The sequence below is a fragment of the Paraburkholderia sp. J11-2 genome (genome assembly GCF_905220185.1).
GTDB lineage: Bacteria > Pseudomonadota > Gammaproteobacteria > Burkholderiales > Burkholderiaceae > Paraburkholderia.
In genome coordinates, this window is record NZ_CAJMYY010000003.1 from 410,881 (window position 1) to 433,254 (window position 22,374).

The following is a 22,374-nucleotide window of genomic DNA, read 5'->3' on the forward strand; positions in this document are numbered from 1 at the left end:
CAGCATCACCGAAACAACCGGACGCTGCTGCAACGAACCTGCGCAATACCTGCTATCAGGCAGCGACGGCGGCCTTCACCTGCTTGACGATCGCAGCAAATGCAGCCTTGTCGAACACAGCCATGTCAGCCAGAACCTTACGGTCGAGTTCGATCGAAGCCTTCTTCAGGCCGTTGATGAACACGCTGTAGGTCATGTCGTGCTGACGCACCGCTGCATTGATACGCGTGATCCACAGTGCGCGGAACACACGCTTCTTGTTGCGGCGATCGCGATAGGCGTACTGGCCTGCGCGCATGACCGCCTGCTTGGCGATGCGGTAGACGTTATTGCGACGGCCGCGGTAACCCTTGGCCAGGTTGATGATCTTCTTGTGGCGGGCCCGTGCGGTAACCCCACGTTTGACTCGAGGCATGTTTCGCTCCTATGAGTTATCGGTTGAGGATTACGCGAACGGCAGCATTGCGCGCACGGAGTTCAGATCGGAATCATGAACGGCCGTTGCACCACGCAGATGACGCTTGTTCTTGGTGGTCTTCTTCGTCAGGATGTGACGCTTGAAGGCTTGACCGCGCTTGACGGTACCGCCCGGACGAACCACGAAGCGCTTTGCAGCGCTCTTCTTGGTCTTCATCTTCGGCATGACAGACTACTCCATTATTTGATGGACATGGGTGTGCGGTTGGCGCGGTGTTCACACACCTTGCCGGGACTTCCGCCCTTCGAAACCCACTCCACTTGTTTTGGCGACTGGCTGGCTTTTTGAAAAACAAGCTCGCCGCCGCTTTCAGGAAAAACGCCCGTTTGCCGCACTTCACGTGCAGCGCGCGGGCGCCGTTCCGGAACCTGCTTGCCGCCTTCAACACAATAGCGTCGAAGACGTCATTGAAAACTGCTTTTGACCGCCGCGCATCGAACAACCGCGCGGCGCGCCAATTACTTCTTCTTCTTCGGCGAGAGCACCATGATCATCTGGCGCCCTTCCATCTTCGGCATTTGCTCGACCTGACCGACTTCATCGAGGTCGGTGCGCAGGCGCTCGAGCATACGCATACCGATTTCCTGGTGAGCCATTTCGCGGCCCCGGAAACGCAACGTGATCTTCGTCTTGTCGCCATCTTCGAGGAAGCGGACGAGATTACGCAGCTTGACGTTGTAATCGCCGTCATCGGTACCCGGGCGGAATTTGACTTCCTTGACCTGGATGACCTTCTGCTTGAGCTTGGCCTCGTGCTGCTTCTTCGATTCCTGGTACTTGAACTTGCCGTAGTCCATCAAGCGGCATACGGGAGGCACCGCCTGAGGAGCAATTTCAACCAGATCGACGTCCTGCTGTTCCGACATGCGGAACGCATCGGCCAGCTTTACGATGCCGAGCGGCTCGTTCTCGATTCCGACGAGACGCACCTCGGGTGCAGTGATTTCACCGTTGATGCGATGCGACTTATCCGTAGCGATGTTACGTTTCCTCTAAAAATTAAAAAAACGAGCCGCGCTGCCGCAGTGGCTTACCTGAACGTCTTGACGTCTTCCGCAAGACGCGCTGTAAAGGCATCGACAGGCATGACACCCAGATCGACGCCGCCACGGGCACGCACGGCTACCGTTTGTGCTTCACGCTCCTTGTCGCCGACGACAAGCAGGTACGGGACCTTCTCAAGCGTGTGCTCGCGTATTTTATAGCTAATTTTCTCGTTGCGCAAATCGCCTACCACTCTAAGCCCTTGTTTTTGCAACGATTGGACCAGATTCGCGGCATATTCGGCCTGACTTTCCGCGATATTCATCACAACGGCCTGCACCGGAGCGAGCCACGGCGGCATCGCGCCGGCATGGTGCTCGATCAGAATCCCGAGAAAACGCTCCATCGAACCAAGAATGGCGCGGTGCAGCATGATCGGGCGGCGGCGGCTGTTGTCTTCGGCCACGTACTCGGCGCCGAGGCGCTCCGGCAGCACCATGTCGAGCTGCAGCGTGCCGCACTGCCACGAGCGGCCGAGCGCGTCCTTGATGTGGTACTCGACCTTCGGACCGTAGAACGCGCCCTCGCCCGGCAGCTCTTCCCACTGCAGGCCGCAGGCCGTGAGCGCATCGCGCAGGCCCTGCTCGGCGCGATCCCACGTCTCATCCGTCCCCGCGCGCGAATCCGGGCGCAGCGACAACTTGATGTCGATGTGATCGAACCCGAAATCCTTGTAGATGCTCATCGCCAGCGTGTTGAAGGCGATCGACTCGCTGATGATCTGGTCTTCCGTACAGAAGATGTGCGCATCGTCCTGGACGAAGCCGCGCACGCGCATCAGGCCGTGCAGCGCGCCCGACGCCTCGTTGCGGTGGCACGAGCCGAACTCGGCGTAACGCAGGGGCAGATCGCGATACGAGCGCAGGCCGTGATTGAACACCTGGACGTGGCCCGGGCAGTTCATCGGCTTGATCGCGTAATCGCGCTTTTCCGACTCCGTCGTGAACATGTTTTCACGATAGTTCTGCCAGTGACCCGACGCTTCCCAGAGCGAACGGTCCATGATCATCGGGGTCTTGATCTCGTCGTAGCCAGCCACGCGCAGGCGGCCGCGCATGTACTGCTCGACCTGCTGCCACAGCGTCCAGCCCTTCGGGTGCCAGAACACCATGCCCGGCGACTCGTCCTGCATGTGGAACAGATCGAGCTGCTTGCCGAGCTTGCGGTGATCGCGCTTCTCGGCTTCTTCGAGCATATGGAGGTACTGGTCCTGGTCTTCCTTCTTCGTCCAGGCCGTGCCGTAGATGCGCTGCAGCTGCTCGTTCTTCGAGTCGCCGCGCCAGTACGCGCCTGCGACCTTCATGAGCTTGAAGACCTTGAGCTTGCCCGTGGACGGCACGTGCGGGCCGCGGCACAGGTCCGTGAAGCCGCCGTGCGAGTACAGCTTGATCTCTTCCGCACCCGGAATCGACTCGATGATCTCGGCCTTGTACTTCTCGCCAATGCTCTTGAAGTAGTCCACGGCTTCGCCGCGCGTGACAACGCGGCGCGACACCGGCTCGTCCTTCTTCGAGAGCTCCTGCATGCGCTTTTCGATCTTCTCGAGATCTTCGGGCGTGAAGGGACGGTTGTACGCGAAGTCGTAGTAGAAACCGTTGTCGATGACCGGCCCGATCGTGACCTGGGCTTCCGGATACAGCTCCTTCACCGCGTAGGCGAGCAAGTGCGCCGTGGAGTGACGGATGATGTCGAGGCCATCGGCATCCTTGTCCGTGACGATGGCGAGCGATGCGTCGCGATCGATCAGCGTCGACGTATCGACCAGTTCGCCGTCGAGCTTGCCGCCGAGCGCCGCCTTGGCGAGGCCGGGGCCAATCGAAGCCGCCACTTCGGCGACCGTGACGGGATGATCGTACTGTCGAACCGAACCGTCGGGCAGACGTATCGCAACCATGTTTTTCTCCAGAAGTGCCGCGAAGGCACATCGTATTGTTCGTGGGAACAGACCGCGGAAAACTTCGCAGCGAAAAAAAATGCGGCCCCGCTTTCGAGGGGCCGCATTCACTTTTCAAACCAGACTGCAGAGGCGAAAGAGGTCCTCGACTAGCGTCGCTCCGAAGTAGTTTCGGTAAACGTTCGCGGTGTCATAACCGTAGTCGCCTTGAGCGCAGAGCGCTTTTTACTGCATGTGAAGCCTCGGCAAAACCACCGCCGCGACCTCGATTTCGTTGGTAGGCTCGATTGGACTCGAACCAACGACCCCCACCATGTCAAGGTGGTGCTCTAACCAGCTGAGCTACGAGCCTGAAGAAGAAAGATTATATGAAGTACCCGCAGACTTGGCAAGCTTTTTTTGCAGCGCGCCAATTCTGGCCGCCTCAGCCCTTGCGCGACGCCCGCTGCACCCCGCCCACCTCGCCCAGCAGCACGCAGGCGCGCTGGATCTGCGCGGAATTCGACACTTCCACCGTGAACTGCATGTACGCCGCATTGCGGCGCGACTGCGTCTTCACGCCGATCACGTTCATCTTCTCGCGCGCGAACACTTCGGAGATGTCGCGCAGCAAACCCTGGCGGTCAGTGGCCTCGATCGAAATATCGACCGGGTAGACCGACTGGCCGCGCCCGCCCATCACGTCGGCGGACCAGGTGGTATGCAGCACGCGCTCGGGCGCACGGTCGGCCATGCGCAGGAACGTCGGGCAATCGCTGCGATGAATCGACATGCCCTTGCCGCGCGTGACGAAACCGCTGATCGCGTCGGGCGGCGCGGGCCGGCAACAGCGCGCGAGCTGGGTCAGCAGCGCATCCACGCCGACCACCAGCACGCCCGACGACCCGCCATGCGCGACGTTCGCGCCGCTCGCGCGCTTGGTGAGCTGTTCGGGCGTTTCCTCCTCGGGCTCGGCCGCGGGCGCGTCGTGCAATGCGTGCTCGACATTGCGCAGGCTGAACTCTTCCTTGCCGACCACGCTGAAGAGGTCGTCGGGCGACTTGAAGCCGAGCTTGGCCGCGAGCTGATCGAGATTGACCGACGTGCGGCCCTCGCGCTGCAGCGTCTTTTCCACCATCGCGCGGCCGTTGGCGATGTTTTCCTGCGCTTCGATCGCGTTGAACCACGCGCGCACCTTCTGGCGCGCACGCGGGCTATGCAGATAGCCGAGCTGCGGATTGAGCCAGTCGCGCGACGGCCCGCCCTCCTTCACCGAAACGATCTCGACCGTCTGGCCGTTGCGAAGCTGGGTGTTGAGCGGCACCATCGCGCCGTCCACGCGCGCGCCACGGCAGCGATGGCCCAGTTCGCTGTGCAGGTGATACGCGAAGTCGAGCGGCGTCGCGCCTTGCGGCAGCGCGATCACGCGCGCCTGGGGCGTGAGAACGTAGATGTGGTCGTCGTCGAGCGTGGCCTGGCGCAACTGCTCCCACGGCTGCCGCCCGTCCGAGACATCGTCCTTCCAGGCAAGCAACTGGCGCAGCCACGCGATCTTCTCGTCGTAGCTGCTGCTTGCGCTGAACTGGCCGCCGTAGCCCTTCGCACCGGCCTCCTTGTAGCGCCAGTGCGCGGCCACGCCGTACTCGGCGAACTGATGCATCTCCTGCGTGCGGATCTGCACCTCGAACGCGCGGCCGTCGTCGCCGATCACGACGGTGTGCAGCGAGCGATATCCATTGGGCTTGGGCCGCGAGATGTAGTCGTCGAACTCCTTCGGCACCGGCTGCCAGAGGTTGTGCACGATGCCGAGCACCGTGTAGCAATCCTTGATGTCGGGCACGATCACGCGGAACGCGCGCACATCGTAAAGCTCGGAGAAGTCGATCTCCTTGCCGCGCATCTTCTTCCAGATGCTGTAGATGTGCTTGGGCCGCCCGCTCACTTCGGCGGGGATATGCGCGGCGGCAAGCTCACTCTGCAGCCGCGCGATCGCCTCGGCCACGTAGCTCTCGCGTTCCACGCGCTTTTCGTCGAGCAGCTTCGCGATGCGCTTGTAGGTAGCGGGCTCCTGAAAGCGGAACGCGAGATCTTCGAGTTCCCACTTGAGTTGCCAGATGCCCAGCCGGTTGGCGAGCGGCGCGTAGATTTCGAGCGACTCGTGCGCGATCTCGGGCGCGGGCGTGATCTTGGCCGCCGCATAAAAGCGCAGCGACTGCAGGCGCGACGCGAGCCGGATCAGCACGACGCGGATGTCCTGCGCGAACGCGAGCAGCATCTTGCGCAACGACTCGACCTGCGCGCGCCGCGCCGCCTGGGCGTCGCGCCCTTCGCGGCCGGCTTCGGGCACGGCCTGCTGCGCCGCCCGCAGGCTCACGCTGCCAAGCCGCAACAGCTTGCGCACGTCGAACACCAGCTTGGCGACTTCCGCGCCGAAGCGCGCTTCGAGCGTGGCTTCCGGATCGTCGAGATGCGGCGCGAGATTGAAGAGCGCCGCGGCGAGCACGGCAGGCGGATCGACGTTGAGCCGGCTCATGATGGACGCCGTGCCCTGCGCGTGCTCGATGAGCGGCTCGCCGGTGGAAAGACGTGCGTCGCCGGCGTGCTCGCGCACGAACGCAAGCGCGTCGTCGAGCGACGGCAGCGCGCCGGTATCGGCGGAAACCGCGGGGGCGGGAGGAACGGTGTCGCTACTCATGAGGCGATGCCCGCCGGCATGCCGGACGGGCGACAACGAAAAGGATCAAACACACTCGGTGAAACTACTCCGACTGAACGACTTGCACTCAATCGCGCTGCGCAGCCACCACGACGATCTCGACGAGGCATTCCGGATTCGCGAGCTTCGCTTCGACCGTCGCGCGCGGCGGCGTCGCGCCTTGCGCAACCCACTTGTCCCACTCGGCGTTCATGCCGGGGAAATCCTTCATGTCGGCGATATAGATCTGCACCGAGAGAAGCAGCGACTTGTCGCTGTTCGCCTCGCCCAGCAGGCGGTCGATGTGGCCGAGCACTTCGCGCATCTGGCCGGCGATGTCCTCTTTCGTGTCCTCGGCGATCTGGCCAGCCAAGTAGACGGTGCCATTGTGGATGGCGGTTTCCGAAAGACGCGGGCCAACGTGGTGACGAATGACTGCCATGAAAATTCCTGTTGAGAAGTGAAAAACGATCGACTTCCGGGCCGGCGCGAGCCAGCGCGCATGCAAGCGCACCGGAATATGCCGGCGAATCTCATATTATGACGCGCGAAGGCCCTCGCCGTCGAAAAAACGGCGCGCGATCGCGATCTGGTCGGGCGCGAGGAACGCGGGCGCATGCCCGACGCCCTCGATTTCGACGCTCGATACGTTGCGCCCGGTCTCGACCATCTTCGTGACCGTTTCGCGCGAAAGCAGGTCCGAAAGCGCTCCGCGCACGACAAGCACGGGCCCCTCGAACGCGGCGAGCGAGCGCCACAGAAACTTCTCGCCCTCTTCGTTCTGCTCCGGCGTGGTCGACTTGAAGGGTTCGGCAATGCGCGGGTCGTAGCGGTAGCGCCACTGGCCGTCCACTTCGTGCAGCAACGGCGTATTGATCTCGCGCCACTCCCCGGCGCTGAGCGGGCCGAACGAAGCCGCGAGAAGCGCCGCGTTGTCGATGCCTTCCTGAAGCGTAGCGAAAGACCCGCCTTGCCCGACGTACTCGCCGATGCGAGCAAGCGACGCGGGTTCGATATGCGGCCCGATGTCGTTGAGCAGCATGCGGCCAATGGGCGAGCCCGGCAGCCCCGCGAGCGCCATGCCGATCAGGCCGCCCATCGAGGTGCCAAACCAGTCGACTTTCTCCACGCCGGTGCGCGCGATCAACGTAACCATGTCCGCGAGGTACTGCGCGACGCCGTAGCCGCGCGGGTCGAGCAGCCACGATGAGAGACCGCGCCCGGCCACGTCGGGGCAGACAACACGGTATTCGTCGGCCATGGCAGCGGCAAAGCGGTCGAAGTCGCGTCCCGAGCGCGTGAGTCCGTGCACGCATACGAGCACGCGCGGATTGGCGGGGTCGCCCCACTCGGTGTACGCGATGCGGTGCAGGCCCGCGGGACTCAGGCACTGCACATATTGCTGGCGCGGCACGGCGGTCGATTCGGTCATCGCGGGATCCTCGCTCGAAGGCGCATCAAGACTTTCGGCCGATTGTAAACGGCTTTGCCGCGCGGCATCGGTGGCAAAGCCGCACGCAACCCGCACCGAAAAGCACGGCCAAAACGAAACGGGCGAGACCGAAGTCTCGCCCGCCGCGAATCATGCTTACGCTACGACGTTCAGCTCACCGCGCTCACATCGAGCGGCGCGCCAGTCTTGGCCTTGATCTCGTCCACCGTCACGCCCGGCGCCAGCTCGGTCACCTTCAGACCGGCATCGCTCACTTCCATCACGCCGAGATCGGTGATGATGAGGTCGACCACGCCCACGCCCGTCAGCGGCAGCGTGCAGGCGTCGAGAATCTTGTGCTGGTCGCCCTTTGCCACGTGCTCCATCAGCACGACCACACGGCCAACGCCCGCCACGAGGTCCATCGCGCCGCCCATGCCCTTGATCATCTTGCCGGGGATCATCCAGTTGGCCAGGTCGCCCTTCTCGCTCACCTGCATGGCGCCGAGGATCGCCAGGTTGATGTGGCCGCCGCGAATCATCGCGAACGAGTCCGCCGACGAGAAAATCGACGAACCCGGCAGCGTCGTCACGGTCTGCTTGCCGGCGTTGATCATGTCGGCGTCCACTTCTTCTTCGGTCGGGAACGGGCCGATGCCGAGCAGGCCGTTTTCCGACTGCAGCCACACCTCCATGCCCGCGGGCACGTGGTTGGCCACGAGCGTCGGCAGGCCGATGCCGAGGTTCACGTAGAAGCCGTCCTGCAGTTCCTTCGCCGCGCGCGCGGCCATTTCGTCACGATTCCATGCCATGGTCGGTCTCCTTGCTCAGTTGCTCGCGGCGTTGCCGGCTGCGGCGCGCACGGTGCGTTGTTCGATGCGCTTTTCCGGGTGCGCGTTGAGCACGATGCGCTGCACGAAGATGCCCGGCGTATGGATGGCGTCCGGGTCGAGCGCGCCGTTCTCGACGATCTCCTCCACTTCCGCCACGGTGATCTTGCCGGCCATCGCGCACATCGGGTTGAAGTTGCGCGCCGTGCGGCGGAAGACCAGGTTGCCCGACTTGTCGGCCTTCCACGCCTTCACGAGCGCGACATCGGCCGTGAGCGAATGCTCGAGCACGTAGTGCTTGTCGCCGAACTGGCGCGTTTCCTTGCCTTCGGCGATCAGCGTGCCGAAGCCGGTATTCGTGAAGAACGCCGGAATGCCGGCGCCGCCCGCGCGCAGCTTTTCAGCCAGCGTGCCTTGCGGCGTGAATTCGAGTTCGAGTTCGCCCGACAGATACTGGCGCTCGAATTCCTTGTTCTCGCCCACGTAGGACGAGATCATTTTCTTGATCTGGCGCGTCTCCAGCAGCAAGCCGAGGCCGAAGCCGTCCACACCCGCGTTGTTGCTGATGCAGGTGATGCCCTTCACGCCCGTATCGCGCAGTGCGCCGATCAGCGCTTCGGGAATGCCGCAGAGGCCAAAGCCGCCAACCGCGAATGTCTGCCCGTCCTTGACGATGCCTTCGAGCGCGGCAGCCGCGCTTTTATAGACCTTGTTCATCAGTGTGTCCCTTCCTCGAATGGAAATCCGCCAATCCGGTTTGTCGCGCGGACGTCGAGCGCGTCCGGATGCTCAATTCTAGTCATGCCCCGGTGGCGTTGCCGTGAAGCCGGCAGCCCGGCCGGGAGGCTCGCACGGGCCCTAACGAGCTGCGCGAGCCTTGAAATCTGCCCCTCCGATGGGTGCAAAGCGTACGCTGGCCCCCTGATGCGGCACAATACGCAAAACTACATAAAGCAATACCCGCACCGTCCGCCATGGCCGCTCCAATCCAACCCGCCGAACGCTCCGCTCTCGACTACCAGACCGCGTTCCATCTCGCGCCCATCGGCCTCGTGCTTGCGCGCGAGCGCACCATCGTCGATTGCAACGACCAGGTCGCCGCGATCTTCGGCTGCGCACGCGAGGCCCTGATCGGCCAGTCGTTCCAGGTGCTCTACCCTTCTGCGGACGAGTTCGAGCGCATTGGCGCACGCATCCCGCCGATCATGACGGCGCAAGGCAGCTACGCCGACGACCGCATCATGAAGCGCGCCAACGGTGAGCTCTTCTGGTGTCACGTCACGGGGCGCTCGCTCGACCGCGCCGAGCCACACGCGGCGGGCGTCTGGACGTTTGAAGACCTTAGCGCGACGCGACGCGTGGCCATCGAGCTCACGCCGCGCGAGCGCGAAATCGCCGCGCAGCTCGTGACCGGCAAGACCAGCAAGCAGATCGGGCGGATTCTCGATATCAGCCCGCGCACCGTGGATGTTTATCGTGCGCGCCTCATGCGCAAGTACGACACCGGCAACGCCACCGAGCTGCTGCAGCGGCTGCTCGGCCAGTAAAGGCGCGCGCCTGCGACGTAAGGCTCAGCCTACCCGGTCGGACTTGACGAGGCCCGCATGCTCGATGGTCGAGCGCAGCATGTCGGGAATCGGCACCGACTTGCCCGCCGCGTAATCGATCCACACGCAGCGTGCGTTTCCGCGTGCGTAGAGCGTGTCGGGCTCGTCGGCGCGGCGCAGCTCGAAACCGGTGTCGAAGCTGCTGCGGCCAGGCTGGCCGACCGTCATCGTGCAGACGATGTCGCCAGGGTAATGCAACTGCTTGAGGAATTCCATCGAAGCATTGACGATCACGGGCCCCTGGCCGTCGCCGCTCTCCGCGGCCACGCCCAGATGCTCGAACCAGGAAATCCGCACCTGCTCCATGTAGCGGAAGTAGACCGTGTTGTTCACATGGCCGAACGCGTCCATGTCGCCCCAACGGATCGGCATGGTCATCTCAAAAACGGGGTGGTAGTCACTCATTGCACTTCAACTTCTTGCTGTTGCGAAAAAACGGAATGCCGGCCGGCGGCCGGACTCGCCTGCACTCAGGTGAGCCCGAAGCCGTCGTCGGCGGTAATGATCGAACCGTTGATGAACGACGACTCGTCGGCGGCGAGCAGCAGCAGCAGGCCATCCAGGTCTTCGGGCATGCCGACGCGGTGGCGCGGCAGCATCGCGACGAGCTTTTGCCCCTGCTCCGTCGACCAGTGGTGATGGTTGATCTCCGTGTCGATGTAGCCCGGGCAGATCGCGTTCACGTTGATGCCGTGACGCCCCCATTCGAGCGCCATCGCCTTCGTCATATGGACGACCGCGGCCTTGCTGATCGCGTACAGGCCGATTTGCGGCAGCGCGCGCAGACCCGCCACCGAAGCAATATTGATGATGCGGTATGCCGGTTTCGGGCCGCCGCTGCCGCGCATGATCATGCGCTTGGCGACCTCCTGGGCCACGAAAAAGGCGCCGCGCGTGTTGGTGTCGAATACGTATTCGAAGTCGGCGGGCGTGACGTCGGCGAGCTTTTGCGTCGTGGACACGCCCGAGTTGTTGACGAGGATGTCGATGGTCCCCGCCTCGGTTTCCGCATGCGCGACTGCCGAGCGAATGCTCTGGTAGTCGGTCACGTCGAGCGACACGACGTGGGCGGCGCCCCCGCTCGCCTCGATTTCGGCGCGCAGTTCCTTGAGCCGCTCCACGCGGCGGCTTGCCAGCACGACCTTTGCGCCCGCCTGCGAGAGCACCTGGGCGAAGCGCTTGCCGAGCCCGCTGGAGGCCCCCGTGATCATCGCGACCTTGCCTTCCAGATTGATCGAACGGCCCATTTCCGGTTCCTGTTCAGAGGTGAATAAGCGCCAGAACGCGGCCTGACCGGCACACCAAATCTGACGCCATAGAATAGAACGGTCGTGCTAATGTTAGCCTGTTGGGTTGCGGCACGGGGAACGTTACCCGACAATACGAACCCGAAAAAAGCATTCTAATGGCAAGAGGAGCATTGATGACCCCCGCAAGTCTTTTAGAGCAATACGGTCCACGCGAGTCGATGGAATACGACGTCGTGATCGTCGGCGGTGGCCCCGCCGGGCTGTCCGCCGCGATCCGCCTGAAGCAGCTGGCCGCGGAAAAAGGCACCGAAATCGGCGTTTGCGTGCTGGAGAAAGGCTCGGAAATCGGGGCGCACATCCTCTCGGGCGCGGTCATGGATCCGCGTGCCCTGAACGAGCTGATGCCGGACTGGAAAGAGCAAGGCGCACCGCTGAACGTGCCCGTGACCGAGGACAAGTTCCTTTTTCTTTCCGAAACGGGGGCTAAATCTGTGCCGAACTGGGCACTGCCCGACAACTTCAAGAATCACGGCAACTACGTCATCAGCCTCGCCAACGTCACGCGCTGGCTGGGCCAGCAGGCCGAGGCGCTGGGCGTGGAAATCTTCCCCGGTTTTCCGGCTGCGGAAGTGCTCTACAACGACGATGGCTCGGTCAAGGGCGTCGCCACCGGCAACATGGGTGTCGGCAAGGACGGCGAGCCCACCGAGAACTTCCAGCTCGGCATGGAGCTGCACGCCAAGTACACGCTGTTCTGCGAAGGCTGCCGCGGACACCTGGGCCGCCAGCTCAACGAGAAGTTCAAGCTGGGCAAGGATTCGGACCCGCAGGTCTACGGTATCGGCATCAAGGAACTGTGGGAAATCGATCCGGCGAAGCACCAGCCGGGTCTCGTGATCCACACGGCGGGCTGGCCGCTCGAATCCGATACGTATGGCGGCTCGTTCCTCTACCACATCGACAACAACCAGGTGATGGTGGGCTTCGTTGTCGGTCTCGCATACCAGAACCCGTACCTTTCGCCGTTTGAAGAGTTCCAGCGTTACAAGACGCACCCGGAAATCCGCAAGTACCTCGAAGGCGGCAAGCGCGTGTCGTACGGCGCACGCGCGATCACCGCAGGCGGCCTGATGTCGCTGCCCAAGCTCGTATTCCCGGGCGGCGCGCTCGTGGGCGACGACGCGGGCTTCCTGAACGCCTCGCGCATCAAGGGCAGCCACGCGGCGATCAAGACCGGCATGCTCGCGGCCGATGCGGCGTTCGAAGCCGTGCAGGCCGGCCGCCAGAGCGATGAACTCGCGGCGTACCCCGAAGCGTTCAAGCAGTCGTGGCTCTACACGGAACTGTACAAGGCGCGCAACTTCAAGCAGTGGATGAGCAAGGGCCTGTATCTCGGCACGCTGATGGTGGGCATCGAGCAGAAGCTGCTGGGCGGCAACGTGCCGTGGACGCTGCATCACCAGCACCGCGATCACGAGATGCTGAAACCGGCTTCACAATGCAAGCCGATCGAGTATCCGAAACCTGATGGCAAGCTCACGTTCGACCGGCTCTCCTCGGTGTTCATCTCGAACACGAACCACGAAGAGAATCAGCCCGCGCACTTGACGCTCAAGGACGCGAGCGTGCCCGTGAACGTGAACCTGCGCACCTACGCGGGCCCCGAAGCGCGCTTCTGCCCGGCCGCGGTGTACGAGTTCATGAAGAACGACGACGGCAGCGACCGTCTGCAGATCAACGCGCAGAACTGCGTGCACTGCAAGACCTGCGACATCAAGGACCCGACGCAGAACATCGTGTGGGTCACGCCGGAAGGTGGCGGCGGTCCGAACTATCCGAACATGTAAGTTCGGCAAGCGAAAAAAAGCCGCTTCAGGTGTCAGCCTGAAGCGGCTTTTTTGTTGCCCGCGCAACGAGTGCGGCTCGCGCCGCACCGGCGAACATCACTCGTCGCTGGCCGCGATCTTCGGCGTCGTCACGACGACGTCGGCATTCTGTGCGCGGTGGCGCAGCGCGTGATCGATCAGCACGAGCGCGAGCATGGCCTCGGCGATCGGCGTCGCGCGAATGCCCACGCACGGGTCGTGGCGGCCAAAGGTCTCGACCGTCGCGGGGTCGCCCGCCTTGTCGATCGAGCGGCGCGGCGTGCGAATGCTCGAGGTCGGCTTGATGGCGATCGAGACGGTGATGTCCTGCCCCGTCGAAATGCCGCCGAGCACGCCGCCAGCGTGGTTGCCGTGAAAACCGTTCGGCGTCAGCTCGTCGCCGTGCACCGAGCCGCGCTGCGCGACGCTTGCGAAGCCCGCGCCGATCTCCACGCCCTTCACCGCGTTGATGCCCATCATGGCGTGCGCGATATCGGCGTCGAGCCGGTCGAACAACGGTTCGCCCCAACCCACCGGCACGCCGCTCGCCACCACGTTCACGCGCGCACCGATCGAGTCGCCGTCCTTGCGCAACGCGTCCATGTAGTCCTCGAGCTGCGGCACGACGTCGGCGTTGGGCACGAAGAACGGGTTCTCGTGCACGTGCTCCCAGCTCACGAACGGCACGTCGATCTCGCCGAGCGCGCGCATGTAGCCGCGCACTTCCACGCCAAAGCGCTCACGCAGCCACTTCTTCGCCACGGCGCCCGCCGCGACCGTGGGCGCCGTGAGGCGCGCCGACGAGCGGCCGCCGCCGCGATAGTCGCGAATGCCGTACTTCTGCCAATAGGTGTAGTCGGCGTGACCGGGACGGAAGGTCTCGACGATGTTGCCGTAGTCCTTGCTGCGCTGGTCGGTATTGCGGATAAGCAGAGCGATAGGCGTGCCCGTGGTGCGCCCTTCGAACACGCCCGAGAGAATCTCGACCTTGTCCTCTTCCTGGCGCTGCGTCACGTGACGCGACGTGCCGGGGCGGCGACGGTCCAGGTCGATCTGGATATCGGCTTCGGTGAGCGCCAGGCCGGGCGGGCAGCCGTCGATGACGCAGCCAATGGCCGGACCGTGGGATTCGCCGAAGGTGGTGACGGTGAAAAGCGTACCGAGCGTGTTGCCGGACATGGCGGTCGTCCAAAGTGAATCGGGGAATCCATTATTATGCCAGCCCGCGCGCGGCGACGCCCGACCGCGCGGTCGGGCGAAAGGCGGCGCGACGCCGGTTTGGGCGGCACAGCCTGCCGCCCCCCATGCCCCGCATGCCCCTTGCGTCAGCGCCGCGCGCCGCGCAGCTCCGCCACCGTCTCCTGCAAGCGCTCGAGCGTGGCGTCCGCCGCCGCGATCGGCTCGCCCACCGCGAGCGTCAAACGGCTCGTCAAACCCCGTCGTAGCGGCCGGTCCTGCCCGGATGCCGGAAAGCGCGAGAACGCGCTGCCCCACAGCCCGCGCAACGCCAACGGCACGACGGGAACCGGCGTGCGCCGCAAGATTTCGGTCACGCCGTGGCGGAACGGGTTCATGTCGCCCGTGCGCGTGAGCTTGCCCTCCGGAAAAATGCAGACGAGATCGCCCTCGGCGAGCGCAGCCGCGCACGCATCATAGGCAGCGGCAAGCGCAGCCGGATCTTCGTGAGCGGGCGCAATCGGAATGGCCTTGGCGTGACGGAACACCCAGCCGAAGAACGGCGAACGGAAGATCTGCTGATCCATGACGAAGCGGATCGGCCGCGGGCTCTCGGCCATGATCACGATCGCATCGACATAACTCACGTGATTGCAGACGAGCACCGCCGCGCCCTCTGCCGGTATGCGCTCGGTGTGCACGAGCCGCACGCGGTAGACCGTGTGCACGAGCACCCACGCCACGAAACGCAGCAGGAACTCGGGCACGAGCGTGTAGATATACGCCGCCACGACGATATTGAGCAGCGCCGTGGTGAGGAAAATGCCCGGAATACCGACGCCTGCGGACGTGAGCGCCATCGCCATGAGCGCCGAGACGATCATGAAGAGCGAATTGAGGATGTTGTTCGCGGCGATGATGCGGGCGCGGTGGCTGGGCGCGCTGCGGCTCTGGATCAGCGCGTAGAGCGGCACGCTGTAGAAGCCGCCGAACATGGCGAGCAGGAACAGGTCGGCGAGCACGCGCCAGTGCGCGGCAGTGCGCAGGAATTCGCCCACCGAAAGCAGATGCGAAGCGGCCGGCAACGCATGGCTCGCAAAGAAGAGATCGATGCCGAACACGCTGATCCCGATCGAGCCAAGCGGCACGAGGCCCACCTCGATGCGCCGCCGCGAGAGCCGCTCGCACAGCAGCGACCCCGAGCCGATGCCAAGCGAGAACATCGCGAGCAGCACGGTCACGACGTCGGGATCGGCCGACATCACATCTTTGGCGAAATTGAAGAACGACGCCAGAAACGTCGCGCCGACAAACCAGAGCCACGAGATGCCGAGCAGGCTCAGAAACACGGTGCGGTTGCCGTGGGCGAGGCGCAGGTTGCGCCAGGTTTCGGAAAACGGGTTCCAGTTGATGCGCAGATCCGGCTGCGACGGCTCGCACGGCGGCACGAAAGCCGAGGCCACCCGCCCCACGAGCGCGATGACGATGCACATGCCGCCGAGCCACCATGCGCCAAGCGGCGGCCCAGCGTCGGCATGCGCGGACGCGGGATCCATCGCCCCGATACCCGCCGCCACGCCGCCCACGATCGTGCCGAGCAGAATCGCGACGAACGTGCCCATCTCGACGAGCCCGTTGCCGCCAACCAGTTCTTCGGGCGTGAGCCGCTGCGGGAGGTACGCGTACTTGACCGGCCCGAACACCGTGGAATGCACGCCCATCAGGAACGTGCACGCATACAGCAGCGGCGCGCTGTGCATCCAGAAACCGGCCGCGCCGATCAGCATGACCGCGATCTCGAAGGTCTTGACCCAGCGCGTGAGCATCGCCTTGTCGTACTTGTCGGCGACCTGGCCCGAGGTCGCGGAAAACAGCACGAACGGCAAAATGAAAATGGCCGAGATCAGAAACGCGACCGTCTTCGGATCGACGCCGGAAAACCGCGCAGCCTGATACGTGACGAGCGACGTAAAGCCGATCTTGAACACGTTGTCGTTCATCGCCCCAAGGAACTGTGTCCAGAAAAACGGCGCGAAACGGCGCTGGCGCAGCAGCGTGAATTGCGATGCGTGATCACCCTCATGGTGCGCTTTGCGCTTGTCGCGCTGCGCCGCTGGCATCGGTCTATCGTTCATCGAGTAGGAGTCGCACTGACGGAATTCGTGAGGCCCAGACGCGAAAAAGCGCGCCTGACGCGCGCTTTTTCATGCTGACCAACCCAGGCGTTGGACGGAAGGACGGCTGCGCTCAGCGCGCCGGCTGGCGTTCCTCTTCCGGCCAGTCGCGAATATAGGCCTTGAGCAGCTTGTTTTCGAAGCCCTGCGCTTCCACCACGGCCTTCGCTACGTCGTAGAACGAGATCACGCCCATGAGCGAGCGGCTTTCCATGACCGGCAGATAGCGCACGTGATGCTCGAGCATCATGCGGCGCACTTCGTCGACTTCGGTTTCCGGCGTGCAGGTGATCGGATGATCGTCCATGACCTTGCGGATCGTCGTGGTGCCGACGCTGCCGCCGTTCGCGCGCAGCGTAAGGATGATCTCGCGGAACGTGAGCATGCCGACCAGATCGCCGTACTCCATGACGACGAGCGAGCCGATATCGTGCTCGGCCATGGTGTTGACTGCCTCGTGCAGCGCAGTATCGGGCGTGACGGTGAAGAGCGTATTGCCCTTCACCTTGAGGATGTCGCTGACACGCATGATGTGTCTCCAGGAATGCCGCTAGTAATGGGGGAAATGCTGAAAAGATGCCTACCTCATTCGATCCTAGCGGAAAGATTGTTAAAAGGAAAGCCGCGCGGCGGGCGGTCCACGGCGCTCCGAAACGTCTGCCGAAACCCGTGGCGAAAGGTTTTCCGGCGCAAGACTGGCCGCCCGCGCGGCCTCGCGGGCGGCCACGCGGGACACCCTCCATCGGGCCCGAAAAACGCCTGGCCGGGCGTCCCCGCGCCCCGCCGCCGGTGTTACGATGCCCTTCACCCTCGACACCAGGCCGGTTCGCGCCGGCCGCGCCGCCACGATGTCATCGAATCCCGATAGCCGTTTCGACACGCTCGCGCTGCATGCCGGCGCGGCGCCCGACCCCGCCACCGGCGCCCGCGCGACGCCGATCTACCTCACCACCTCGTTCTCGTTTCGCGACACCGACCACGCCGCCGCGCTCTTCAACATGGAGCGGGCGGGCCACGTGTATTCGCGCATCTCGAACCCGACCGTCGCCGTGTTCGAAGAGCGCGTGGCCGCGCTCGAAGGCGGCGCGGGCGCGATCGGCACCGCGAGCGGCCAGGCGGCGCTGCATCTCGCGATCGCCACGCTGATGGGCGCGGGCTCGCACATCGTCGCCTCGGCGGCGCTTTACGGCGGCTCGCACAACCTGCTGCACTACACGCTCAAGCGCTTCGGCATCGAGACGACCTTCGTGAAGCCCGGCGACCTCGACGCCTGGCGCGCGGCGCTGCGGCCCAACACGCGCCTGCTGTTCGGCGAAACGCTCGGCAATCCGGGCCTGGACGTACTCGACATCGAAGCCGTCGCGCACATCGCGCACGAGCACGGCGTGCCGCTCCTCGTCGATTCGACGTTCACCACGCCTTACCTGCTGCGCCCCTTCGAGCATGGCGCGGATTTCGTCTATCACTCGGCCACCAAGTTCCTTGGGGGCCATGGCACGACGATCGGCGGCGTGCTCGTGGATGGCGGCACGTTCGACTTTGAAGCGTCGGGCCGCTTTCCCGAACTCACCGAGCCCTACGCGGGCTTTCACGACATGGTGTTCAGCGAGGAAAGCACGGTCGCGCCGTTCCTGCTGCGCGCGCGCCGCGAGGGCCTGCGCGACTTCGGCGCGTGCCTGCATCCGCAGGCCGCCTGGCAGTTGCTGCAAGGCATCGAAACGCTGCCGCTGCGCATGGAACGGCATGTGGCGAACGCGCGGCGCATCGTCGAATTTCTCGCTGCGCACGAGGCGGTCGAATCGGTTGCGTGGCCCGAACTGCCGAGCCATCCCGATTACACGCTGGCCAAACGTCTGCTGCCGCGCGGCGCGGGCGCCGTGTTCAGCTTCAACTTGCGCGGGGCACGCGAGGCAGGCAAGCGCTTCATCGAATCGCTCACGCTGTTCTCGCACCTGGCCAACGTCGGCGACGCGCGCTCGCTCGTGATCCACCCTGCCTCGACCACGCATTTCCGCATGGACGCCGCGGCGCTGGCCGCCGCCGGCATCGCAGAAGGCACGATCCGGCTCTCGATCGGGCTCGAAGACCCCGCCGACCTGGTCGACGACCTCAAGCGCGCGCTGAAGGCGTCGCAGAAAGCGCAAGCGTCGAAGGCCAAGGCCGCCGGCAAGGAGGCGTCATGATTGTCGATGTCGCCGGCAAGCCGGTCTATGCCTACACGGCCTCACGCGCGATCGACCCCGCGCTGCCGTTCGCGGTGTTCGTCCACGGCGCGCAGCACGACCATAGCGTCTGGGGGCTGCAATCACGCTATTTCGCGAACCACGGCTTCAATGCGCTGGCCGTCGATCTGCCCGGCCACCTGCGCAGCGCGGGCCCGGCGCTCACGAGCATCGGCGCGCTCGCCGACTGGGTGGCTGCGCTGCTCGACGCGGTGAACGCGCCGCAGGCCTTCGTCGCCGGCCACAGCATGGGCTCGCTCATCGCGCTCGAATTCGCGGCCCGCCATCCTGAGCGCGCGCAGCGCATCGCCCTACTCGCCACCGCGTTTCCGATGACGGTCGCGCCCACCTTGCTCGAAGCCGCGCGAGAGCGCGAGCCGGAGGCGATCGCGCTCGTCAACGCGTGGTCGCACTCGACGCTTGCCGCCAAGCCGTCGAGCCCCGGGCCCGGTTTCTGGCTGCGCGGCATGAACCAGCGGCTGATGGAGCGTGTCGCCGCGCGCGGCGAAACGCAGCTTTTCCACACCGATTTCGCGGCGTGCAACGCTTACGCGGATGGCCTCGCTAGTGCAGCGAAGGTGCGCTGCCCGGTGCGCCTGATCGTCGGCAAACGCGACGCGATGACGCCCCCACGCGCGGCGCGCGCCCTCGCCGACGCCTTCGCGCAAGCCGGCACGCCGGTGGACACCGTCACGCTGGACGCGGGCCACGCGCTGATGACCGAGCAGCCCGATGCAACGCTCGACGCGCTCTACGCTTTTGCAACGCAGCAGGTGCCGCGCGTGGGCAACGGCTGAGATTTAGACGCCTGCCCTGGTTGCACGGTCGTTCGGAACGCCGGAAAATGGCCGAATCAACCATCCCCTGCGGCCCACGCAGAAAGGAGGAGACAATGCAACCCACCACGCATACCGAGCATTTTTCGAGCTTCGCGGAGTTCTATCCGTTCTACCTGAGCGAGCATAGCCATCCCGTTTCGCGGCGGCTGCATTTCATCGGGTCGCTCGGCGTGATCGGCTTCGTCTGCATGGCGATCGCCACGGGCAACTGGCTCTGGCTGCCGCTTGCCATCGTGTGCGGCTACGGCTTCGCGTGGGTCGGACATTTCAAGTTCGAGAAGAACCGCCCGGCCACCTTCCGTCACCCCATCTACAGCCTGATGGGCGACTGGGTCATGTTCGCGGATATCTGCCGCGGCAAGATCTCTCTCTGATCGCGATCGGATGCGGTGGCGCGCCTCTCGCAGGCGCGCCGTACCGTCACGCCGCCGGGTGCGGGAGCACCGGCGCGTGCTCTTCCGTTAGCGCCGGGAAACGCCGCGTCGCAATCAGCGACGCGAGTGAAATTGACAGCCTGTCGTTGTCGAGCGCGCCTAGCAGCATGGGCGCGTCGATGCTGCTCGACTTGAGCTGATACGCCAGTTCCTCGCGATCGATCGCGAAGCGGTCGAAGATGCGCGCCACCGTGATGCGCGCGGGATTGCCGATCAGCAGGAACAGCGTTTTCGCGCGGTCGTCCTGTTCGAGACGCCCCACGAGTTCATCTTCTTCGAGACCGTTGATCAGGCGTGTGACCGTGGCCAGGTCGCGCCGCAGCAGTTGCGCGAGTTGCTCGGTCGTGCGGCCCGGCTCGCCCGCTTCCCGCGCTTCGGCGAGGCCCGCCAGCAGTTCGAGCGCATCGAGCAGATCGCTGCCCGGAAAGCGCGGCCGGTCAAAGCGCCCGGTGCGGATTTCGGGCAACGCCGAGGTGATCATCGCGCCCACGAGCGTGATGAACCAGCTCAGGTACATCCAAAGCAGGAACATCGGCGCGGCCGCGAACGCGCCATAAACGGCCGTATAGGTCGGAATGCGCCGCACGTAATAGCCGAAGCCGCGCTTGGCCGCCTCGAACGCAATCGCCGCGGCGATGCCGCCCACCAGCGCGTCGCGCCACTGCACGCGGCAGTTCGGCAGGTACACGTAGAGCATCGCGAACGCGAGCGCCGTGAGCGGCAGCGAAGCGCCGAAGAGCATCCAGTCGAGAATGACCGAAACGTGCTGCTCGGTCGCGATCACGGCCGAACGCGTGAACACGTAGGAAGAGATCGACAGGCTCACGCCGATCAGGATCGGCCCGAGCGTGAGGATGGCCCAATAAACGAGCACGCGCTGCGCGAACGGCCGCGCCTTGCGCACGCGCCAGATCAGGTTGAAGGCCGACTCCACAGTCATCATGGTCATGACCGACGTGACGAACAGCACGATCATGCCCATTGTCGTGAGGCCCTTGGCCTTCGAGGCGAACTGGTTCAGGTACTTGAAGATCTGGCTGTTGATCTGCGCCGGCATGAGGTGATCGGCGAGAAAAGCCTGCAGCGAATTCTGGAACGACGCGAAGATCGGGAATGCAGTGAAGAGCGCGAACGCAACCGTGGCGAGCGGCACGAGCGAGAGCAGCGTGGTGAACGTGAGGCTGCCCGCGACCTGCGGAATGCGATCTTCGCGGCTGCGCCGCGCCGCGAAGCGAGCGAGCCGCTTCACGATGTCCAGATCGATCTTCACTGTCGACAGCACATCCATTGGCCCGTCTTCCTCGCCACCGTGAACACTTTGACTGCCGCGCGGCGGCGGCAAACCCAACCCCTATAATATCCCGTCCACCGACGAGGCCCGATGAAACCGATTCTTGTGCTCTACTACAGTCGACATGGCGCAACCCGCGAGCTCGCGCGCGCAATTGCCCAGGGTATCGACAGTGTTCCCGGCGCCGAGGCGCGCGTGCGCACGGTGCCACCCGTCTCGACGGTCTGCGAGGCCACCGCGCCCGATATCCCCTCCGACGGGCCGCCCTACGTCGAACTGCGCGACCTCGAAGAATGCGCGGGTCTCGCACTCGGCTCGCCCACGCGCTTTGGCAATATGGCCGCGCCGCTCAAGTACTTTCTCGACGGCACGACGCCCCAGTGGCTTTCGGGCGCGCTCGCGGGCAAGCCCGCGTGCGTGTTCACGTCGACGGGCAGCCTGCACGGCGGCCAGGAAAGCACACTGCTCTCGATGATGTTGCCGCTGCTTCATCACGGCATGCTGCTTGTGGGCATCCCTTACACCGAAAGCGCGCTCACGACTACGCAGGGCGGCGGCACGCCCTACGGCGCCTCGCATCACGCGCGCCACGACGCGCGCGGCCACGGCTTGAGCCCCGAAGAGAAGACGCTCGCGAGCGCGCTGGGCGTACGGTTGGCGCGCGCGGCGCTCGCGCTCGCGCCCAGCGAGCGAGGCCAGCGGCTGTGAATGCCAGCGTGGAGAGCGTCACCGAGCCCATCGCCCAGCGTCGCGGCGCCGCGCTCGGCGCCTTTGCGATGCTCGCCGCGCTCACGCTGCTGTGCATCGCGTGGGAATGGCGGCTCGCGCCACTGCGCCCGGGTGGCAGCGCGCTCGTGCTCAAAGCGGTGCCGCTCGCCATTGCGCTGCCCGGCGTGCTGCGACGCAGGCTCTACACGCTGCAATGGGCGGCGATGCTCGTGCTGCTCTACTTCGCGGAGGGCATCGTGCGCGGCATGACCGATCCCGCGCCCGGCAACCGGCTCGGCTGGGTGGAAGTCGCACTTTCGCTCGGCTTCTTCGCGTGCGCGCTTGCCTATGTCGCGCCGTACAAGCGTGCCGCGAAACGTGCTGCAAAACCTGCCGCAAAGTCCGCGAAGCGCGAGTCGGCCTGAGCGGCTCTCTCCACCGCGCACGCTGCGTGAA

At 64.7% G+C, this 22,374-nt stretch carries 22 protein-coding genes and 1 tRNA gene; 7 read left to right on the plus strand and 16 right to left on the minus strand.

The window, feature by feature from the left end:
* Positions 1 to 55 precede the first annotated feature (55 nt).
* The 10 genes from rplT to U5A57_RS06290 all read right to left on the minus strand — a co-directional run bounded on the left by rplT (position 56) and on the right by U5A57_RS06290 (position 9,069).
* Positions 56 to 415, minus strand: a complete 360-nt coding sequence (gene rplT, locus U5A57_RS06245) for a 50S ribosomal protein L20 (protein WP_004192938.1) — start codon at positions 413 to 415, stop codon at positions 56 to 58.
* A 30-nt stretch (positions 416 to 445) separates the two neighbouring features.
* Positions 446 to 643 (minus strand): 50S ribosomal protein L35, encoded by a 198-nt coding sequence (rpmI, locus tag U5A57_RS06250; RefSeq protein WP_004191477.1) that lies wholly within the window; start codon positions 641 to 643, stop codon positions 446 to 448.
* 293 nt (positions 644 to 936) lie between these two features.
* Positions 937 to 1,458: a translation initiation factor IF-3 gene (gene infC / locus U5A57_RS06255; protein WP_158759059.1), complete on the minus strand. Its 522-nt coding sequence runs from the start codon at positions 1,456 to 1,458 to the stop codon at positions 937 to 939.
* A 50-nt stretch (positions 1,459 to 1,508) separates the two neighbouring features.
* Entirely contained in the window at positions 1,509 to 3,416 is a 1,908-nt protein-coding gene (gene thrS / locus U5A57_RS06260) for a threonine--tRNA ligase (protein WP_321909091.1), read from the minus strand.
* A 275-nt stretch (positions 3,417 to 3,691) separates the two neighbouring features.
* A tRNA-Val gene (locus tag U5A57_RS06265) sits at positions 3,692 to 3,768 on the minus strand.
* A 72-nt stretch (positions 3,769 to 3,840) separates the two neighbouring features.
* On the minus strand, positions 3,841 to 6,090 hold the full coding sequence (locus U5A57_RS06270) for a bifunctional (p)ppGpp synthetase/guanosine-3',5'-bis(diphosphate) 3'-pyrophosphohydrolase (RefSeq protein ID WP_321909092.1): 2,250 nt from the start codon (positions 6,088 to 6,090) through the stop codon (positions 3,841 to 3,843).
* Positions 6,091 to 6,178: 88 nt separating this feature from the next.
* Positions 6,179 to 6,532: a RidA family protein gene (locus U5A57_RS06275; protein WP_158757491.1), complete on the minus strand. Its 354-nt coding sequence runs from the start codon at positions 6,530 to 6,532 to the stop codon at positions 6,179 to 6,181.
* 96 nt (positions 6,533 to 6,628) lie between these two features.
* Positions 6,629 to 7,522, minus strand: a complete 894-nt coding sequence (locus U5A57_RS06280; protein WP_321909095.1) for an alpha/beta hydrolase — start codon at positions 7,520 to 7,522, stop codon at positions 6,629 to 6,631.
* Positions 7,523 to 7,692: 170 nt separating this feature from the next.
* A complete protein-coding gene (locus U5A57_RS06285) occupies positions 7,693 to 8,334 on the minus strand; it encodes a CoA transferase subunit B (protein WP_321909097.1) in 642 nt (213 codons plus the stop codon).
* A gap of 15 nt (positions 8,335 to 8,349) precedes the next feature.
* A complete protein-coding gene (locus U5A57_RS06290) occupies positions 8,350 to 9,069 on the minus strand; it encodes a CoA transferase subunit A (RefSeq protein WP_321909099.1) in 720 nt (239 codons plus the stop codon).
* 257 nt (positions 9,070 to 9,326) lie between these two features.
* On the opposite strand from U5A57_RS06290, the gene U5A57_RS06295 reads away from it, so the two are divergent.
* A complete protein-coding gene (locus tag U5A57_RS06295; protein ID WP_321909100.1) occupies positions 9,327 to 9,899 on the plus strand; it encodes a LuxR C-terminal-related transcriptional regulator in 573 nt (190 codons plus the stop codon).
* Between the two features lie 24 nt (positions 9,900 to 9,923).
* Here the strand turns inward: U5A57_RS06295 and U5A57_RS06300 are convergent, their stop codons facing one another.
* Complete coding sequence (locus U5A57_RS06300) at positions 9,924 to 10,364, minus strand: acyl-CoA thioesterase (protein WP_321909102.1); 441 nt, start codon at positions 10,362 to 10,364, stop codon at positions 9,924 to 9,926.
* Positions 10,365 to 10,429: 65 nt separating this feature from the next.
* Complete coding sequence (locus U5A57_RS06305; RefSeq protein ID WP_321909103.1) at positions 10,430 to 11,206, minus strand: SDR family oxidoreductase; 777 nt, start codon at positions 11,204 to 11,206, stop codon at positions 10,430 to 10,432.
* Between the two features lie 176 nt (positions 11,207 to 11,382).
* Here U5A57_RS06305 and U5A57_RS06310 point away from each other — a divergent pair, with 176 nt between their 5' ends.
* On the plus strand, positions 11,383 to 13,056 hold the full coding sequence (locus U5A57_RS06310) for an electron transfer flavoprotein-ubiquinone oxidoreductase (protein ID WP_321909104.1): 1,674 nt from the start codon (positions 11,383 to 11,385) through the stop codon (positions 13,054 to 13,056).
* A gap of 96 nt (positions 13,057 to 13,152) precedes the next feature.
* Here U5A57_RS06310 and aroC read toward each other — a convergent pair whose 3' ends face one another.
* The 3 genes from aroC to U5A57_RS06325 form a co-directional block, all read right to left on the minus strand.
* Positions 13,153 to 14,253: a chorismate synthase gene (gene aroC / locus U5A57_RS06315; protein WP_321909107.1), complete on the minus strand. Its 1,101-nt coding sequence runs from the start codon at positions 14,251 to 14,253 to the stop codon at positions 13,153 to 13,155.
* Between the two features lie 146 nt (positions 14,254 to 14,399).
* A complete protein-coding gene (locus U5A57_RS06320; protein WP_321909109.1) occupies positions 14,400 to 16,385 on the minus strand; it encodes an MFS transporter in 1,986 nt (661 codons plus the stop codon).
* A gap of 112 nt (positions 16,386 to 16,497) precedes the next feature.
* On the minus strand, positions 16,498 to 16,953 hold the full coding sequence (locus U5A57_RS06325) for a CBS domain-containing protein (RefSeq protein WP_028214657.1): 456 nt from the start codon (positions 16,951 to 16,953) through the stop codon (positions 16,498 to 16,500).
* Positions 16,954 to 17,272: 319 nt separating this feature from the next.
* Between U5A57_RS06325 and U5A57_RS06330 the strand changes: the two genes are divergently transcribed.
* From U5A57_RS06330 to U5A57_RS06340, 3 genes are all read left to right on the plus strand, one after another.
* Positions 17,273 to 18,607 carry an O-acetylhomoserine aminocarboxypropyltransferase gene (locus U5A57_RS06330; protein WP_321909213.1) on the plus strand — a complete coding sequence of 445 codons (1,335 nt, stop codon included), beginning with the start codon at positions 17,273 to 17,275 and terminating at the stop codon, positions 18,605 to 18,607.
* The gene (locus tag U5A57_RS06335; RefSeq protein WP_321909110.1) at positions 18,604 to 19,443 is read left to right on the plus strand and encodes an alpha/beta hydrolase; all 840 of its coding nucleotides are present in this window, start codon (positions 18,604 to 18,606) and stop codon (positions 19,441 to 19,443) included. The genes U5A57_RS06330 and U5A57_RS06335 overlap by 4 nt, the downstream gene beginning before the upstream one ends.
* Positions 19,444 to 19,538: 95 nt before the next feature.
* The gene (locus U5A57_RS06340; protein ID WP_158757479.1) at positions 19,539 to 19,859 is read left to right on the plus strand and encodes an Mpo1-like protein; all 321 of its coding nucleotides are present in this window, start codon (positions 19,539 to 19,541) and stop codon (positions 19,857 to 19,859) included.
* A gap of 46 nt (positions 19,860 to 19,905) precedes the next feature.
* Here U5A57_RS06340 and U5A57_RS06345 read toward each other — a convergent pair whose 3' ends face one another.
* Positions 19,906 to 21,207: a YihY family inner membrane protein gene (locus U5A57_RS06345; protein ID WP_321909112.1), complete on the minus strand. Its 1,302-nt coding sequence runs from the start codon at positions 21,205 to 21,207 to the stop codon at positions 19,906 to 19,908.
* Positions 21,208 to 21,300: 93 nt separating this feature from the next.
* On the opposite strand from U5A57_RS06345, the gene wrbA reads away from it, so the two are divergent.
* Together wrbA and U5A57_RS06355 are read left to right on the plus strand one after the other, a co-directional pair.
* Entirely contained in the window at positions 21,301 to 21,918 is a 618-nt protein-coding gene (gene wrbA, locus U5A57_RS06350) for an NAD(P)H:quinone oxidoreductase (RefSeq protein WP_321909115.1), read from the plus strand.
* Positions 21,919 to 21,986: 68 nt separating this feature from the next.
* On the plus strand, positions 21,987 to 22,343 hold the full coding sequence (locus tag U5A57_RS06355) for a DUF2069 domain-containing protein (protein ID WP_321909214.1): 357 nt from the start codon (positions 21,987 to 21,989) through the stop codon (positions 22,341 to 22,343).
* The last annotated feature ends 31 nt before the right edge of the window (positions 22,344 to 22,374 follow it).

Excerpts from the sequence above, each read along its gene's own strand:
- rplT (WP_004192938.1), bottom strand. The coding sequence starts at position 415 with ATGCCTCGAGTCAAACGTGGGGTTACCGCACGGGCCCGCCACAAGAAG.
- rpmI (WP_004191477.1), bottom strand. The coding sequence starts at position 643 with ATGCCGAAGATGAAGACCAAGAAGAGCGCTGCAAAGCGCTTCGTGGTT.
- thrS (WP_321909091.1), bottom strand. The coding sequence starts at position 3,416 with ATGGTTGCGATACGTCTGCCCGACGGTTCGGTTCGACAGTACGATCAT.
- U5A57_RS06270 (WP_321909092.1), bottom strand. The coding sequence starts at position 6,090 with ATGAGTAGCGACACCGTTCCTCCCGCCCCCGCGGTTTCCGCCGATACC.
- U5A57_RS06275 (WP_158757491.1), bottom strand. The coding sequence starts at position 6,532 with ATGGCAGTCATTCGTCACCACGTTGGCCCGCGTCTTTCGGAAACCGCC.
- U5A57_RS06280 (WP_321909095.1), bottom strand. The coding sequence starts at position 7,522 with ATGACCGAATCGACCGCCGTGCCGCGCCAGCAATATGTGCAGTGCCTG.
- U5A57_RS06285 (WP_321909097.1), bottom strand. The coding sequence starts at position 8,334 with ATGGCATGGAATCGTGACGAAATGGCCGCGCGCGCGGCGAAGGAACTG.
- U5A57_RS06290 (WP_321909099.1), bottom strand. The coding sequence starts at position 9,069 with ATGAACAAGGTCTATAAAAGCGCGGCTGCCGCGCTCGAAGGCATCGTC.
- U5A57_RS06295 (WP_321909100.1), top strand. The coding sequence starts at position 9,327 with ATGGCCGCTCCAATCCAACCCGCCGAACGCTCCGCTCTCGACTACCAG.
- U5A57_RS06300 (WP_321909102.1), bottom strand. The coding sequence starts at position 10,364 with ATGAGTGACTACCACCCCGTTTTTGAGATGACCATGCCGATCCGTTGG.
- U5A57_RS06305 (WP_321909103.1), bottom strand. The coding sequence starts at position 11,206 with ATGGGCCGTTCGATCAATCTGGAAGGCAAGGTCGCGATGATCACGGGG.
- U5A57_RS06310 (WP_321909104.1), top strand. The coding sequence starts at position 11,383 with ATGACCCCCGCAAGTCTTTTAGAGCAATACGGTCCACGCGAGTCGATG.
- aroC (WP_321909107.1), bottom strand. The coding sequence starts at position 14,253 with ATGTCCGGCAACACGCTCGGTACGCTTTTCACCGTCACCACCTTCGGC.
- U5A57_RS06320 (WP_321909109.1), bottom strand. The coding sequence starts at position 16,385 with ATGAACGATAGACCGATGCCAGCGGCGCAGCGCGACAAGCGCAAAGCG.
- U5A57_RS06325 (WP_028214657.1), bottom strand. The coding sequence starts at position 16,953 with ATGCGTGTCAGCGACATCCTCAAGGTGAAGGGCAATACGCTCTTCACC.
- U5A57_RS06330 (WP_321909213.1), top strand. The coding sequence starts at position 17,273 with ATGTCATCGAATCCCGATAGCCGTTTCGACACGCTCGCGCTGCATGCC.
- U5A57_RS06335 (WP_321909110.1), top strand. The coding sequence starts at position 18,604 with ATGATTGTCGATGTCGCCGGCAAGCCGGTCTATGCCTACACGGCCTCA.
- U5A57_RS06340 (WP_158757479.1), top strand. The coding sequence starts at position 19,539 with ATGCAACCCACCACGCATACCGAGCATTTTTCGAGCTTCGCGGAGTTC.
- U5A57_RS06345 (WP_321909112.1), bottom strand. The coding sequence starts at position 21,207 with ATGGATGTGCTGTCGACAGTGAAGATCGATCTGGACATCGTGAAGCGG.
- wrbA (WP_321909115.1), top strand. The coding sequence starts at position 21,301 with ATGAAACCGATTCTTGTGCTCTACTACAGTCGACATGGCGCAACCCGC.
- U5A57_RS06355 (WP_321909214.1), top strand. The coding sequence starts at position 21,987 with ATGCTCGCCGCGCTCACGCTGCTGTGCATCGCGTGGGAATGGCGGCTC.